The sequence below is a fragment of the Streptomyces sp. NPDC002911 genome (assembly GCF_053591835.1).
Genome location: NZ_JBSFUO010000011.1, coordinates 42,793 through 57,354 on the forward strand (window position 1 = coordinate 42,793; position 14,562 = coordinate 57,354).

The 14,562-nt window shown below is 71.3% G+C and carries 13 protein-coding genes; 11 read left to right on the plus strand and 2 right to left on the minus strand.

Going from position 1 to position 14,562, the window contains the following annotated elements; genetic code table 11:
• The first annotated feature begins 50 nt into the window (after positions 1-50).
• From ACWD04_RS18680 to ACWD04_RS18690, 3 genes are read left to right on the plus strand one after another with little or no spacing between them, the layout of a single operon-like run.
• The gene (locus tag ACWD04_RS18680; protein WP_451133207.1) at positions 51-1,370 is read left to right on the plus strand and encodes a histidine kinase; all 1,320 of its coding nucleotides are present in this window, start codon (positions 51-53) and stop codon (positions 1,368-1,370) included.
• Positions 1,367-2,035 carry a response regulator gene (locus ACWD04_RS18685; RefSeq protein WP_451133209.1) on the plus strand — a complete coding sequence of 223 codons (669 nt, stop codon included), beginning with the start codon at positions 1,367-1,369 and terminating at the stop codon, positions 2,033-2,035. The genes ACWD04_RS18680 and ACWD04_RS18685 overlap by 4 nt, the downstream gene beginning before the upstream one ends.
• Positions 2,036-2,044: 9 nt before the next feature.
• Positions 2,045-3,250, plus strand: a complete 1,206-nt coding sequence (locus tag ACWD04_RS18690) for a cytochrome P450 (RefSeq protein WP_451133211.1) — start codon at positions 2,045-2,047, stop codon at positions 3,248-3,250.
• A 443-nt stretch (positions 3,251-3,693) separates the two neighbouring features.
• On the opposite strand, the gene ACWD04_RS18695 is transcribed toward ACWD04_RS18690, so the two are convergent.
• Positions 3,694-4,530, minus strand: coding sequence for a diacylglycerol kinase (locus ACWD04_RS18695; protein ID WP_451133213.1), 837 nt, complete (start codon positions 4,528-4,530; stop codon positions 3,694-3,696).
• A 186-nt stretch (positions 4,531-4,716) separates the two neighbouring features.
• Here ACWD04_RS18695 and ACWD04_RS18700 point away from each other — a divergent pair, with 186 nt between their 5' ends.
• The 7 genes from ACWD04_RS18700 (at position 4,717) to ACWD04_RS18730 (ending at position 12,973) form a co-directional block, all read left to right on the plus strand.
• On the plus strand, positions 4,717-6,000 hold the full coding sequence (locus ACWD04_RS18700) for an adenylosuccinate synthase (protein ID WP_359476878.1): 1,284 nt from the start codon (positions 4,717-4,719) through the stop codon (positions 5,998-6,000).
• A 417-nt stretch (positions 6,001-6,417) separates the two neighbouring features.
• Entirely contained in the window at positions 6,418-7,311 is an 894-nt protein-coding gene (locus tag ACWD04_RS18705; RefSeq protein ID WP_451133215.1) for a glycoside hydrolase family 19 protein, read from the plus strand.
• A gap of 86 nt (positions 7,312-7,397) precedes the next feature.
• The gene (locus tag ACWD04_RS18710; RefSeq protein ID WP_451133217.1) at positions 7,398-7,589 is read left to right on the plus strand and encodes a hypothetical protein; all 192 of its coding nucleotides are present in this window, start codon (positions 7,398-7,400) and stop codon (positions 7,587-7,589) included.
• 584 nt (positions 7,590-8,173) lie between these two features.
• Positions 8,174-9,631, plus strand: coding sequence for a helix-turn-helix domain-containing protein (locus tag ACWD04_RS18715; protein WP_451133509.1), 1,458 nt, complete (start codon positions 8,174-8,176; stop codon positions 9,629-9,631).
• A gap of 398 nt (positions 9,632-10,029) precedes the next feature.
• Complete coding sequence (locus tag ACWD04_RS18720; protein WP_451133219.1) at positions 10,030-11,403, plus strand: aminotransferase class III-fold pyridoxal phosphate-dependent enzyme; 1,374 nt, start codon at positions 10,030-10,032, stop codon at positions 11,401-11,403.
• A 92-nt stretch (positions 11,404-11,495) separates the two neighbouring features.
• Positions 11,496-12,212: a GntR family transcriptional regulator gene (locus ACWD04_RS18725; protein WP_451133221.1), complete on the plus strand. Its 717-nt coding sequence runs from the start codon at positions 11,496-11,498 to the stop codon at positions 12,210-12,212.
• A 110-nt stretch (positions 12,213-12,322) separates the two neighbouring features.
• Positions 12,323-12,973, plus strand: a complete 651-nt coding sequence (locus ACWD04_RS18730; protein WP_451133223.1) for a hypothetical protein — start codon at positions 12,323-12,325, stop codon at positions 12,971-12,973.
• Positions 12,974-13,037: 64 nt separating this feature from the next.
• Here ACWD04_RS18730 and ACWD04_RS18735 read toward each other — a convergent pair whose 3' ends face one another.
• Positions 13,038-13,820, minus strand: coding sequence for an SLATT domain-containing protein (locus tag ACWD04_RS18735; protein ID WP_451133225.1), 783 nt, complete (start codon positions 13,818-13,820; stop codon positions 13,038-13,040).
• 361 nt (positions 13,821-14,181) lie between these two features.
• On the opposite strand from ACWD04_RS18735, the gene ACWD04_RS18740 reads away from it, so the two are divergent.
• Entirely contained in the window at positions 14,182-14,520 is a 339-nt protein-coding gene (locus ACWD04_RS18740; RefSeq protein ID WP_359476962.1) for a YbaB/EbfC family nucleoid-associated protein, read from the plus strand.
• Positions 14,521-14,562 lie beyond the last annotated feature (42 nt).

Sequence of the window (14,562 nt, forward strand, 5' to 3'; positions counted from 1 at the left end):
CCGTATCACTGCTGACGACCGGAGCGCAGAGCCGCGCCTACCGTGTGAGCGTGACCGAGACGAAGACCAGAAGCCCGGAAATCCGGCTGGCCGCAGGGGCGATAGGCGGCCTGCGGCAGGACCTCTTCCACCAAGTGTTCGAGTACCGTCCGATGGGGCCACTGGGCACGGACGGCCCGGTGATCCGCCGGCTCCCGACATCGATCCGGACGAGGGCCGTCTGGTTCCCGCACGCGGTGGTGGCCGCGGTCGCGCTGATGGCCCTGCTGGGAGGCGTCTTCTCGGCGAACACCTACTCCCCGTTCGGGATCGCGACCGTCGTCACCGCCTTCCTGCCGGCCGCCACGTTGCTGATGACGCTGCTCCGCCCCGTCCTCGCCTTCTGGGCGTCGATCGCTCTGGTCCCGGTGACGGCCGTCGTGGGCAGCGGGGACTGGCCGTGGACGCCTCACACCTTCGTGTGCCACCTGGGCGTCCTGATCGTCGTCGCGGCGCGGACCAGGCCGCGTACGGCGGCCTGGATGTGGGTGATCACCCTGCTCCCGGGCTCCTTCATGGCCGCCCTCGGCCCCTACAACCCCTCCTCGACCAATGGCGGCATGGCCTTCACGTCCGCGCTCGCCCTGCTCGTCGTGACGGTCGTGCAGACCCGCCGCGAGGCCCAGCGGGAGGTGACCGTGCAGCGCACCGTCACCGCCGTGGAGCGCGACCGGCGCACGCTCCTGGAGGAGCGCACCACCATCGCCCGTGAGCTGCACGACGTCGTCGCCCACCACATGTCCGTCGTCGCCATCCAGGCCGAGGCGGCACCGTACCGGGTGGAGAACCCGCCGCCCGAGCTGGAGCAGGCGTTCGTCACCATCCGGGAGAACGCCGTGGCCGCGCTCACCGAGCTGCGTCGCGTCCTCGGTGTCGTACGGGCGGAGGACTACGAGGCGCCGGACGCGCCGCAGCCCACCCTCGCAGAGATCGACCGGCTCCTGGACAACGTCCGGGAGGCCGGGCAGGAGACGGAGAAGACCGTCACCGGGGCGGTCCGGGAGCTTCCGCAGGGCGTAGAGCTCTCGGCGTACCGGATCGTCCAGGAAGCGCTGAGCAACACGCTCCGGCACGCGCCGGGCGCCACTGCCAGGGTGGAGATCGGCTATGTGCTCGGCGGGCTCGCGCTGCGCGTCGTCAACGGTCCCGCGCGCGGACTGGTCAAGCCGTCGCCGGGTGCCGGGCACGGAATCACGGGGATGCGGGAGCGGGTCGCGATGCTGAACGGGGAGATGACCGCGGGGGCCACGGACGACGGCGGGTACGAGGTCGCCGTGTTCCTCCCCGTACCGGTGGTGCGCGACGGCGTGGCGGACGGTGAGGGAGCGTGAACGACACGCCCATCCGGGTCCTGATCGTCGACGACCAGATGATGGTCCGCGAGGGCTTCTCCGTGCTGCTCAACGCGATGCCCGGCATCGAGGTGGTCGGCGAGGCCGTCAACGGACGGCAGGCCGTGTCACAGGTCGCCGCGCTGCGGCCCGACGTGGTGCTGATGGACATCCGCATGCCGGAGCTCAACGGCATCGAGGCGACCCGTGAGATCGTCGCCGCCGACGCGGACGCCAAGGTGCTCGTCCTGACCACGTTCGATCTCGACGAGTACGTGTACCAGGCCCTGCGGGCCGGCGCCTCGGGCTTCCTGCTGAAAGACGCCTCGGCCCGGCAGCTCGCCGAAGGCGTGCGGGTGGTGGCGTCCGGCGAGGCGCTGCTGGCTCCGACGGTGACCCGGCGGCTGATCACCGAGTTCTCGAAGATCGCCGAGGCGCCCCGGGCGCCCGCCATGGCCAGGATCGGCGACCTCACCGAGCGGGAGACAGAGGTGCTGGTGCTGATCGCGCAGGGGCTGTCGAACCTGGAGATCGCCTCGCACCTGGTGGTCGCCGAGTCGACGATCAAGACGCACGTCAGCCGCGTCCTGGTGAAGCTGGGGCTGCGGGACCGCACCCAGGCGGCCGTGTTCGCGTACGAGGCGCGGCTGGTCACGCCCGGATAGCGTCGGCTCATGCACGTGTCCTTCGACCCCTGGTCCCCGGCGTTCGTCGCCGATCCGTACCCCGCCTACGCCGCGCTGCGCGCCACCGGCCGGGCGCACTACTTCGAGCCGACGCGGCAGTGGCTCGTCCCGCACTACTCCGATGTGTCCGGGCTGCTGCGCGACCGGCGGCTGGGGCGGACCTACCTGCACCGCTTCAGCCACGACGAGTTCGGTGTCACCGCTCCGCCCGCCGCCCACGAGCCGTTCCACACGCTCAACGGGCACGGGATCCTCGACCTGGAAGCCCCCGACCACACCCGGATCCGGCGGCTGGTCGCCAAGGCGTTCACGCCCCGCAGGGTCGAGGCGCTCGCCCCGACGGTGGAGCGGCTTGCCGCCGGGCTCGTCGGCGACTTCGTCGAGGGGGGCGGTGGCGATCTGCTGAGCGAGGTCGCCGAGCCGCTGCCGGTCGCCGTCATCGCCGAGATGCTGGGCGTCCCGGAGGCCGACCGGGGGCTCCTGCGGCCGTGGTCGGCGGCGATCTGCGGGATGTTCGAGCTGAACCCGCCTGAGGAGACCGCACGGGCCGCCGTGCAGGCGTCGGCCGAGTTCTCCGGCTATCTGCGTGAACTGATCGGGGCACGGCGCGCGGACCCGGGAGCCGATCTGATCTCCGGGCTCATCGCCGCCCACGACGACGAGGACCGGCTGACCGAGCAGGAGATCATCTCCACCTGCGTGCTGCTGCTCAACGCAGGACACGAGGCGACCGTCAACGCCACCGTCAACGGCTGGTGGATGCTCTTCCGGCACCCGGAGCAACTGGCGACCCTGCGCGGCGACCACAGCCTGCTGCCGACCGCGGTAGAGGAACTGCTGCGTTACGACACCCCGGTGCCCATGTTCGCGCGGTGGGTCCTGGACGACATCGAGATCGACGGCACCGTCATCCCGAGAGGTTCGCAGGTCGCGCTGCTCTTCGCGTCGGCCAACCGGGATCCGGCACGCTTCGCCGACGCGGAGACGCTGGACCTGTCCCGGCAGGACAACCCGCACATCTCGTTCGGCGCGGGCATCCACTACTGCCTGGGCGCCCCGCTCGCCCGCCTCGAACTTGGCGCCTCGTTCGGGGAGTTGCTCCGCCAGGCGCCCGGTATGCGGCTGACGGCGGAGCCGGAGTGGAATCCCGGTTACGTGATCCGGGGGCTGCGGGAGCTACTGGTCGAGATCTGAGGGGAGCGCGCCGGAGAGCCGTACCCGGTCCGGGTCGTGAGGGTTCGCCAGGTGTGCGGGCCCCACGCGGACGCCGCGAGGACGCCCGCGGTGCACACGGCCGCGACGAGGAACCGGAACCTCGGGGACCGTGGCCGCGCAGCAGGCGCAGGGTCAGCAGCCAGGCGCCCGTGGGGATCGCGGCCCCGGCGAACAGGACGAGGGGCAGCTCCGTCCACAGGACGGAGAGGTCCCGGCCCTGCCCTCGAAGCCGCCGTACCCTGCCGCGCCCCGTTGCTCCATGAGCGCCAGGACGTCGGCGCACCGGGTGAGCCCGAGGCCGTCCAGCGCCCGCCTCGGAGACCGCGGAGTTCTTCGCGTTCATGCGGAGGGAACTGCCGGGTGTCCTGGAGTGGTGGCGCGAGAGCCGCAGGACATCCGGGTGACGCTCCGACGGCCGGATGTCAGGCGTCCGCTGCAGGGAGCACCAGCCCCCAGGCGCCCGCCCGTACCGCCCATGTACGGGTCCTGACGGGGCCCGCGACCTGTATGTCCGCGCGGTAGCGGAAGTCCGGGCCGGAGATGGTGACCGCCTTGGCCTCTGCCGTGTGCGTCTCGCCGGAGGTCATGTGGATCACCACGTCGGCCAGGCCTCCGTCTCCCTGCGCGGTCACCGAGACGCCCTCGACCGGCCGGTCCAGGTCGTTCAGCAGGACCCCGTCCGCCTCCACCCGCAGCCGGTGGGCGCGGGAGGGCCCCGACGGGAAGGGCGGGGCGGGGCGGACCAGCGAGGCCACCAGGGTGCGGCAGGCGTCCCAGACCGTGTGGGGCGGGCCCTGAGCGGGCGTGGCCGCCGGGATGCGCAGCTCGCCGAGGACGACGCCGTCACTGTCGTCGACCAGGAGGTCCAGCCTGCGCGTGACCCCGTCGAGTGCCGTGCGCGCCGCAGCGACCGCGCCCCGGGGCACGCCGAGCGCGTGAGCGAGTTCCAGGGTGTGCGCCGCGCCGACCGGGATCAGGGAGAGAGCGCTGTCGGCAAGCTCCCGCTCCCGGTGGAGCTGGGACACGGCGCGCAGCAGCGCGTGGTCGTCACCGACCACGACCGGACGCCTGGAGCCTCGCCGGGACAGGGCTCTGGCGAAATCGTCGGGGCCGTCCGCGAAACAGATTTTCGCGTGTGCGCCGGCGCTCAGCACATCCTTCGCGATGCGCACGGATTCGCCGTCGTAGCGGCGGGCAAGGGGGTCGATGAGCACGAGTAGCTGGTGGTCGCCGTCGCCGGGGGGCTCTGCAGCCGACACCTCGGTCCTTCCTCGGGTAGCATCTTGGTGCAAGAGCCCCTTGCGCTATTGCGCCAGGGGCTTCGTCTATTCCGGGGCACCCGGTTCGACGGCTCAGGCTTTGCCGTACATCGTCGTACGGCAGGTACGACCTTTACGTACGCCCCCTGACCTTGGACATGCCCCGCCCGGAAGGGGTGTACGCCTGTGCCCGCACTTGTGCTGCTCGGTGCTCAGTGGGGTGACGAGGGCAAGGGGAAGGCCACCGACCTCCTCGGTGGATCCGTTGACTATGTGGTGCGTTACCAGGGCGGCAACAATGCCGGCCACACGGTTGTCGTAGGCGACCAGAAGTACGCACTGCATCTTCTCCCCTCCGGAATCCTGTCGCCGGGGTGTACCCCGGTCATCGGTAACGGTGTCGTGGTGGACCCGGCGGTCCTGCTCTCCGAGCTGAGTGGTCTGAACGAGCGAGGCGTCGACACGTCCAAGCTCCTGATCAGCGGCAACGCTCATTTGATCACTCCGTACAACGTCACCGTCGACAAGGTGACGGAACGCTTCCTCGGTAAGCGCAAGATCGGCACCACCGGGCGCGGCATCGGCCCGACCTACGCCGACAAGATCAACCGGGTCGGCATCCGCGTCCAGGACCTCTACGACGAGTCGATCCTGGAGCAGAAGGTCGAAGCGGCGCTGGAGCAGAAGAACCAGCTCCTCGCCAAGGTCTTCAACCGGCGCGCGATCGAATCCGGCAAGATCGTCGAGGAGATGCTCCAGTACGCGGAGCAGATCAAGCCGTACGTCGCCGACACGACGTTGATCCTCAACGACGCCATCGACGAGGGCAAGGTCGTCCTCTTCGAGGGCGGTCAGGGCACCCTCCTGGACGTCGACCACGGCACGTACCCCTTCGTCACCTCGTCGAACCCGACCGCGGGCGGCGCCTGCACCGGTTCCGGCGTGGGACCGACGAAGATCAGCCGGGTCATCGGCATTCTCAAGGCCTACACCACGCGCGTCGGTGCCGGACCCTTCCCGACGGAACTTCTCGACGAGGACGGCGAGGCGCTGCGCCGGATCGGCGGCGAGCGCGGTGTCACCACCGGCCGCGACCGGCGCTGCGGCTGGTTCGACGCCCCGATCGCGCGGTACGCGACCCGGGTCAACGGCCTCACCGACTTCTTCCTCACCAAGCTGGACGTGCTGACCGGCTGGGAGCAGATCCCGGTGTGCGTGGCGTACGAGATCGACGGCAAGCGCGTCGAGGAGCTCCCGTACAGCCAGACCGACTTCCACCACGCGAAGCCGGTCTACGAGATGCTGCCGGGCTGGTCCGAGGACATCACGAAGGCCAAGACCTTCGGCGACCTGCCGAAGAACGCGCAGGCGTACGTGAAGGCGCTGGAGGAGATGTCCGGCGCCCCGATCTCCGCGATCGGTGTCGGCCCCGGCCGTACCGAGACCATCGAGATCAACTCATTCCTGTAGGAGCCTTCCCTTCCCGCAGGATCAGAGCGACGACGGCCGGACCTTCCCCGTGGAAGGTCCGGCCGCCTCGTTTCGGCGAGGGGCGCGGCGGGCGAAGCCCGGCCTGCCCGTCCGGAGCCCGGCCGCAGGGGTGGAGTGATCCCTCAGGTGGTCGGCGTACGACGAATGGGTCACGGCGTGCCGCGGACGGTCCGACCGTACGGCCGGGGGAACGAGGGGTTGGGAAAGCCTCCGGATTTCTTCCGGTGAGGTTCGTCGTGCACTCAACAAGCCTCTGAGTGACCGGAGTTGCGGGCCGGGCTCCGGTGGCCGACTTCTGGTCTAGACCTTGACAGGTTCAGACCAGCGACGCTTGAGTGGTCGCACCCCCATGGCGGCGCACGCTCGGCGCGAGCGCCGCGCCGAAGGAGTGATCACATGGCCAAACGTGTCATGAGCCTGATCGCCGCGCTGGGCGCGGTCATTGCTACGTTCGTCTTTCTCCCCGCCTCCACGGCATCGGCCGCCGCCTGCGCCCCGGCCTGGAGCGCCTCCTCCGTCTACACGGGCGGCGGATCCGCCTCGTACGGCGGGCACAACTGGTCCGCGAAGTGGTGGACCCAGAACGAGCGGCCCGGTACGACGGACGTCTGGGCCGACCAGGGCAGCTGCGGATCCGGCGGCGAAACGGAACCGGGGGAGCCGGACCCTTCGGGCTTCGTCGTAAGTGAGTCCCAGTTCAACCAGATGTTCCCGAGCCGGAATTCCTTCTACACATACAGCGGCCTCACCGCGGCCCTGAGCGCCTATCCCGGCTTCGCCGGCACCGGCAGCGACACGGTCAAGAAGCAGGAGGCGGCGGCGTTCCTCGCCAACGTCAGCCATGAGACCGGCGGCCTGGTGCACATCGTGGAGCAGAACACCGCGAACTACCCGCACTACTGCGACACCAGTCAGTCCTACGGCTGCCCGGCCGGACAGGCTGCCTACTACGGCCGCGGCCCGATCCAGCTCAGCTGGAACTTCAACTACAAGGCCGCCGGTGAAGCCCTCGGTATCGATCTGCTCGGCAACCCTTGGCAGGTGGAGCGGAACGCGTCCGTGGCCTGGAAGACCGGCCTCTGGTACTGGAACACCCAGTCGGGCCCCGGCACGATGACGCCCCACAACGCCATCGTCAACGGCGCGGGCTTCGGCGAGACCATCCGGTCCATCAACGGCAGCATCGAGTGCAACGGCGGCAACCCCGCCCAGGTCCAGAGCCGCATCGACAAGTACCGGGCGTTCGTCCAGATCCTCGGTACCACACCCGGCTCGAACCTGAGCTGCTGAACCCGGCCCCACCCCGGGGCGTAGGGGGCGCGCCCGGCCACGGCCGGCCGCGCCCCCGATTAGGGGAGGAGAGCGAGGACAGCGGCGTGCGCAGCAGCGGCCCCGGACATCACCTGCTGATCCTCCGGGCGAGCCGGGACTTCTGGGACGACCGGCCCCCTGAACTCGTCGAGCCCGCGGAGCAGGAGACCGAAGCCGAGTTCAGCGTCCTGGCCACCGCGGTGAGCGAGCTGGGGCGAACCGGAGACCGTCGATCTCTGGCCGTACCTGGGGCGTGACGAGGAGGGCGCGGGCGTCGTTCCGGAACCGATGGGGCAGCTCTGCAGTCTGGCGGGCAGCATGCAGGTCCGGCGGGTGCCCGGGGGCACGCGGTGGCTGGGTCTCGCTGTGGGGCAGGCCGATCCGGAATTCCCCATCTGGCTGCTCCCCGCTGTGGGGGAGACGACGACGCTTTCGGGGTGAGAATGCCCAACGCCACCTGCGTCGGGGGCCGGGCTCCCTACGCCGCGGACCGGGCTCCGTGCGGCGAGGAGCTGCTCCATGCTCCGCGGAACGGGTCCCGTGCGCCGGTGGGCCGACGACAGCGACCACCCCCGTGAGCCGCTGCCGCCGTGCCGTGCGGACGTCACCCGACGTCCTCAGGCCCCCGGATCCGGGATGTTCCGACGTTCCCCGAACATCCCGGAGCACGCTGCGGACTCTAGAGGTGCGGGGCGGCGGGCCGGGAGGTGCAATTCGCACGGTGTGGCCTCCCGCGGGTATCAATCCGCACAGCCGGACCGGTACTCTGCACCCCGGTTTCGGGAGGGACGGGGACGGGGGACACGTGCGTGCGCGGGAACGGGCCGACGACGTACTGCTGATGTACCGGCTGGCGCGGACCGGTGGTGCACCGGAACTGCTGCGCAGGCTGGCCCAGCGGGCGGAGGGCTGGGTCGGGATCCTGGACGGCAACGGCACGGTGCTCCAGGCCGCGGCAGGGAACATCCGGTGGCCGGGCCACGAGGCGGCCGGGACCGCCGCCCGGGCAGCCCGGGAGCTGACGGCCCGGGGCGCCGACTCGTACTCCCTCGACACCGGCGAGTGCGCCGTGCTGCTGCTCCCCCTCGACCGGGCACCCGGGAGACCCGGCCCGGTCCTCGCACTCGTCGCACCCAAGCCGCTGCCCGGCGGGCTGAGCACGCTGATGGCCGACGCGGTGATGCCGCTGGCCCTGGCCTGGGCGTCGGAGAGCGTCGAACGCAAGCGGCGGCGGGTGGACCTCGCGGAGTCCCGAGGCCGCGAGGCCGTGCTGCATCTGCTGATGACGGGCCAGCTCTCCATCGCCCATCAGGTGGCGGGCGCCCTGCGGCCGAAGCTTCCCGACCCCGTACGCGTCTGTGTCGTCGAGTGCTCCGGCGGACAGCGGGACGAGGTGGCCCGGATCTGTACGGACGCCTCCGGCGGCAGGACCTGGATCGTGCGCTGCCCGGTCTACGCCCGTCATCTGATCCTGATCGTGCCCGCGGACGAAGAAGCGGAGACGGAAGGCCCTTCGGCCGGCCGCACGCTCGGCCCGGCCGTCGCCGGACTCGTGGACGACTGTGTCGTGGGCATCAGCGAGGAAGTGCGGCTCTGCGACACGGCGACCGCCTACCAGCAGGCCTTCCACGCCCTCGCCGTCGCCCGTGGCCTTCCCGGGCGGCATGCCAGTTTCGGCGCCGCCCCGGAGCCCGCGCTGCTCGTAGGCGCCGCCGGGGCGCGGTGGGCGGAAGCTTTTCTCGCGCCCCTCCTCTCGCACCTGCCGCGTCGCTCGCAGGACCCGGGCAGCCAGGAGCTGTCGGCGACGGTCGCGTCCTGGCTGGCGTTCTCCTCCCACGCCACCCGGCACCTCAAGATCCACCGCAACACCCTGGCCGCCCGGCTGAAGCTCGTCGGCGAACTCCTCGGCCTGGACCTGAACCGCGTCGCGGACCAGGCGGCCGTCGATCTGGCCCTCCGGATCAGGGACACCCCGGCGCTCCACCGCTCCCAGCCCGAGGGTTCCGCGCCGTCGGAGGACCTCGACGCCGTCCTGCGGGCCCCGGGCGTCCAGGACTGGGCCGTCCAGCAGCTCCGGCTCCTCGCCCAGGCCGGACCGATGGGCGAGAAGACCCTGCGGACCTGGCTGCGCTGCGAGGCCCAACTGAGCCCGGCCGCCGCCGAACTGGGCATCTCCGTGCCCGGCGCGCGCAAGCGGCTCATCCGGCTCGAGGCCCTGCTGTGCCGTTCGCTGCTCCGGACGCCGAGCGCGCGGTACGACCTGTGGCTCGCCTTCCGGGCGACGGACCTCGCGGAGTGAGCCGAACCGGCCCGTGCCGCTCAGCCCGTCTTCGTGTACGTCAGACTCGTGCCGGTGGCCGTGATCCTGCGGTGCAAAGGGTGCCGTCGGGCAGCAGCGTGAGGACGGTGTGCTCCCCGAGGGATGCTCGGGAGCCACGAGCCACGAGCCACGAGCCCGGAGCCGATCATCGCCCCGGCGCGGCCCCGCTCCGAGCGGGCCAGAAAACACCTGGCCCGTCCCGGCGGCGCCGAGGCGTCCCCACAGGAGGCATGTGCCGATGCGTGCTCCGGAGACGGTCCCGGACCCACGGAGGGCCGCCGGTTCCGCGCGGTGACCCGACACCCTGCCGAGCAGGGCGGCCCACGCTGTACACAGTGGCCATGGAGGACGGCGGGCCCGCCGCATACGCTCGCCGCATGAGCCCCGATGCCCCTCGCCCCCCGTACGCCGACCCCGCGGCGGGCGCGGCCGTGAAGGCCGCCGACCGCGCGCACGTGTTCCACTCCTGGTCCGCCCAGGGCCTGATCGACCCGCTCGCCGTCGCCGGCGCCGAGGGGGCGTATTTCTGGGACTACGACGGCAACCGCTATCTGGACTTCACCAGCGGTCTCGTCTTCACCAACATCGGCTACCAGCACCCCACCGTCGTCGCCGCGATCCAGGAACAGGCCGCGAAACTCACCACCTTCGCGCCCGCGTTCGCCATCGAGTCGCGCTCCGAGGCCGCCCGCCTGATCGCCGAGCGCACCCCCGGCGACCTGGACAAGATCTTCTTCACCAACGGCGGCGCCGAGGCCGTCGAGAACGCGGTCCGCATGGCCCGGGTGCACACCGGACGCCAGAAGGTGCTCTCCGCCTACCGCTCGTACCACGGAGCCACCGCCACCGCGATCAACCTCACCGGGGACCCCCGCCGCTGGGCCTCCGACAACGGTTCCGCGGGTGTCGTCCGCTTCTGGGCGCCGTTCCTCTACCGCTCGCCGTTCTACGCGCAGACCGAGGCCGAGGAGTGCGCCCGCGCGCTCCAGCACCTGGAGGACACACTCGCCTTCGAGGGCCCGGCGACCGTCGCCGCGGTCATCCTGGAGACGATCCCCGGCACGGCGGGCATCATGACGCCGCCTCCGGGCTATCTCGCGGGCGTCCGCGAGATCTGCGACCGGTACGGGATCGTGTTCGTCCTCGACGAGGTGATGGCCGGCTTCGGGCGCACCGGTAAGTGGTTCGCCGCCGACCACCACGACGTCGTCCCGGACCTCATGACGTTCGCGAAGGGCGTCAACTCCGGTTACGTGCCGCTCGGCGGCGTCGCCATCAGCGCCGAGATCGCCGCCACGTTCGAGACCCGCCCCTACCCCGGCGGACTCACCTACTCCGGTCACCCGCTGGCCTGCGCCGCCGCCGTCGCCACGATCAAGGTCATGGAGGAGGAGCGGACCGTCGAGAACGCCGCACACCTCGGCGAGCACCTGCTCGGCCCCGGCCTGCGCGAGCTCGCCGAGCGCCACCCGTCCGTCGGCGAGGTGCGGGGACTCGGCGCGTTCTGGGCGCTGGAACTGGTCCGCGACCGGGAGACCCGCGAGCCCCTGGTCCCGTACAACGCGACCGGTGAGGCCAACGCCCCGATGGTGGCCTTCGGCGCGGCGTGCAGGAAGAACGGCCTCTGGCCCTTCATCAACATGAACCGCACCCACGTCGTCCCCGCCTGCAACCTCAGCGAGGCCGAGGCGAAGGACGGTCTCGCCGCCCTGGACGCGGCCCTCTCGGTCGCCGACGAGCACACCGTGTAGGCGGGCACAGGACGCGACGCCCTCCCCCGTGCCCGGAACAGGGCACATGCCCTGGCTTATGGTGACCGGAGCCGAGAACGGGAGGGGGCGTCATGGGTGGTGCGGGCGGAGGTGTGACGCGCAGTACGCTGCGGCAGCAGATCGCCGATGCGCTGCGGGACGAGGTGCTCGCGGGGCGTCTGCGGCCCCGGGTGGAATTCACCGTCAAGCAGATCGCCGAGCAGTACGGGGTGTCCGCGACACCCGTCCGGGAGGCGCTCTTCGACCTCTCCGCGCAGGGACTGCTCGAATCCGACCAGCACCGCGGTTTCCGGGTTCGCGAGTACACCGTCGCCGACTACCGGTCGATGGTGGAGGCGCGCGCCCTGGTCATCGACGGGGTGTTCCGGGAGATCTTCGACGGGACCGGCTCGGCGCCCGCCGTGATCGGTGCCCATCAGGCCGCCCTCGTCTCCGTACGCCGCCGGGCGGAGGAGGCCGCACGGGCCGCGCGCAGCGGCGACCTCGACATCCTCATCGGCTACGACCTGCGGTTCTGGCGGGAGCTCGGAGTGGTCATCGGCAACACCTACATCACCGACTTCCTGCAGCGGCTGCGCATGCAGGCCTGGGCCTTCGCCGTCCCGTACCTGCGAGGGGACGCCGACGTGTGCGACTGGCTGTGGAACGGCCACCCGGAGCTGGTGGCCGCGATCACGGCCGCCGACGGGCCCGCCGTACGCGCGGTGCTGGACGACTACTACGCGCACGGGCTGAGCTGGGCTGACCGGCTGGCCGCCGGCGACCCCCCGCACCCGGGCCACGGCTGAGCGCGGGCCCGCCGTGCCCGATCGCGGTCCGGCCCGCGCACTGTGCGCGGGGTCCCGGCCGCATTACGCTGTTCCGACCATTGCACGAACCCGTTGGAGAGCGAGACTTCGTGGCCTGTGACCTGTGGCTGGTCCCCCTCGTCGATGTGCTGTGCCACAGCCCCGACAATCCGTTCGCCGAAGAGATCGCCGTCTACGACAAGGCGTTGACCGAAGCGGGGCTGCCGCCCGTTCCCGTCTACGCCTACATGCCGGGACTCACCGGGGACGTCGCCCCGGTGGCCGGTTTCGACTACACCGCCCTGCACTTCCTGCGCCGCGCCTACCTGCTCCAGCTGAGCGGCCTCGCCGTCACGCCCGTCGACGAACTGGGCGGGGACTACGAGCAGGTGCTGGAGATGTTCGAGCAGAGCGCGCAGGAGTCGCACCTGGTCTGGCACTACGACCATGCCGGAGCGTACGTCCCGGTGGACTTTCCCCGCCCGCTCTCCGGCGACCAGCTCCTGGAAGGCGGCGGCCCGCTGGGCTCCTCCCACGGCCTGCTGCGGGAACTGGAGTTCGTCGCCCCGGCCCTCGGTATCGACCCGGCCAACCCGCCGGCCGCCCCGCTCCCGCCCGCCGGCCCGACCTCGCTGGAGGAGCCGGCCGCCCCGGTTCCGTACGACGAGAACCCCTTCGCCCGGGAGCGGCACGTCTGGCTGGGTCTGCACGCTGCGGCCACCCGCAGCCTCGCGCAGGGGTCGATGATCATTTTCAGCTGACCCGCATCGGGTGCCGGTGGCCGTCCCGCTCATTCAGCGGGTCGGTCACCGGCTCCCGGCGGCTTCAGCGGGGCGGCTCCGGCGGGCGCTGGCGCGGCATGTTCGGCCGGGCCACCGCAGGCATGGTGAGCCGGCCGGGTGCGGGCTCGGGCCGGCCGCCGGGCCCGCCCGAGACCAGCGACTGCATCCCCATGGGCGCGGGCCCGGCCCGGAACTCCACCATCCAGTCCGCCGTCTCCATGCGGACGAGCTCGGTGATGTCCTCCGAGAACCGGCGCAGCACCCCCAGACACCGCTCCGCGGCCTCACTGGCGGTGCCCTCCGTGGGCCCGAGCACCTCCCGGACGCACTCGGAGGACCAGTCGAACTGGAGCACCTGCAGGCGCCGCTGCACGGCCTGTGCCGTCGCGAGATTCCTTATCCAGCCGGAGGTCAGGCCGAAGTACCGGTCGCACGCCATGCACGCGGCGCCCAGCAGCAGCGACAGATAGCCCCAGCCGGCCGACCCGTGCAGTTCCCCGGTCAGATCGAGCAGCGGGAGGGCCGCGCCCGCGACCACCCCTGCCGCCGTGCCGAGCCGGAGCAGCCTGGCCGTGCGCCGCTTGCGGACCCGGTCACGCAGATACCAGTCGGCGGTTCCCAGGGCGCCGGCCTCGACCCAGCGGTACAGCTCGTCGAGCCGTTCGGCGGGTTCGCCCCAGTCGCCGAGGGGGAAGGCGCGGCCGGTCAGGTCCCGAGGGCTCGATCCGTTGCGCGAACCGGACCGCTCGGTTCCGGTGCCTGCACCGGATCCCGCGCCGGACTCCTTGCGGGGCGGCCCTTCGGGCTGCATCTCCGGCTGACTCACCGGGGCACTCCTCTGCACTCTGCGTTCGGCGCGTATCGACGCGGATCGGCATGGTTTCGGTCACGGAGGGGGCGGGTACCGGCACAACGCCGGAGCCCCCCCACCCGTGTAACTCTGCGTTACCCCTGCGGTGCGCAGGGGTACGGATACGCATGCCCTTCCTACCGCCGAATGGTGGGCCGCGGGGTCGAAATCGCGGGATTCCCGGTTAGGTACGGCCTCTGGTCAGGTATAGGAGCACGGCAGGGACTTTTCAGAACTCACCCGAAAGAGTTGGTCCTGGCGGGTGAGGCGTGGCGTCCGGCGAACACGTAGGCTCGGCGTACCGAAACAATTCGTCGTCGAAATGCCAGGAGTGACCGTGATTCCCGGTGGTGGCCAGCCCAACATGCAGCAGCTGCTCCAGCAGGCCCAGAAGATGCAGCAGGATCTAGCCGTGGCCCAGGAGGAGCTGGCGAGGACCGAGGTCGAGGGGCAGGCGGGCGGTGGGCTCGTGAAGGCCACGGTGACCGGGTCCGGAGAGCTCCGCGGCCTGGTGATCGACCCCGGCGCGGTGGACCCGGAGGACACCGAGACGCTCGCCGATCTCGTGGTCGCCGCGGTCCAGGCGGCGAACGAGAACGCGCAGCAGCTCCAGCAGCAGAAGCTGGGCCCGCTGGCCCAGGGTCTGGGCGGCGGCATGCCAGGTCTCCCGTTCTGACCTCTGTAGCTACCCAGGCGTACCGGATACGGTTCGAGCAGG

What these genes read in the sequence shown, in the direction of transcription:
- ACWD04_RS18690 (WP_451133211.1), top strand. Translation starts at nt 2,045, where the DNA reads ATGCACGTGTCCTTCGACCCCTGGTCCCCGGCGTTCGTCGCCGATCCG.
- ACWD04_RS18705 (WP_451133215.1), top strand. Translation starts at nt 6,418, where the DNA reads ATGGCCAAACGTGTCATGAGCCTGATCGCCGCGCTGGGCGCGGTCATT.
- ACWD04_RS18715 (WP_451133509.1), top strand. Translation starts at nt 8,174, where the DNA reads ATGTACCGGCTGGCGCGGACCGGTGGTGCACCGGAACTGCTGCGCAGG.
- ACWD04_RS18720 (WP_451133219.1), top strand. Translation starts at nt 10,030, where the DNA reads ATGAGCCCCGATGCCCCTCGCCCCCCGTACGCCGACCCCGCGGCGGGC.
- ACWD04_RS18725 (WP_451133221.1), top strand. Translation starts at nt 11,496, where the DNA reads ATGGGTGGTGCGGGCGGAGGTGTGACGCGCAGTACGCTGCGGCAGCAG.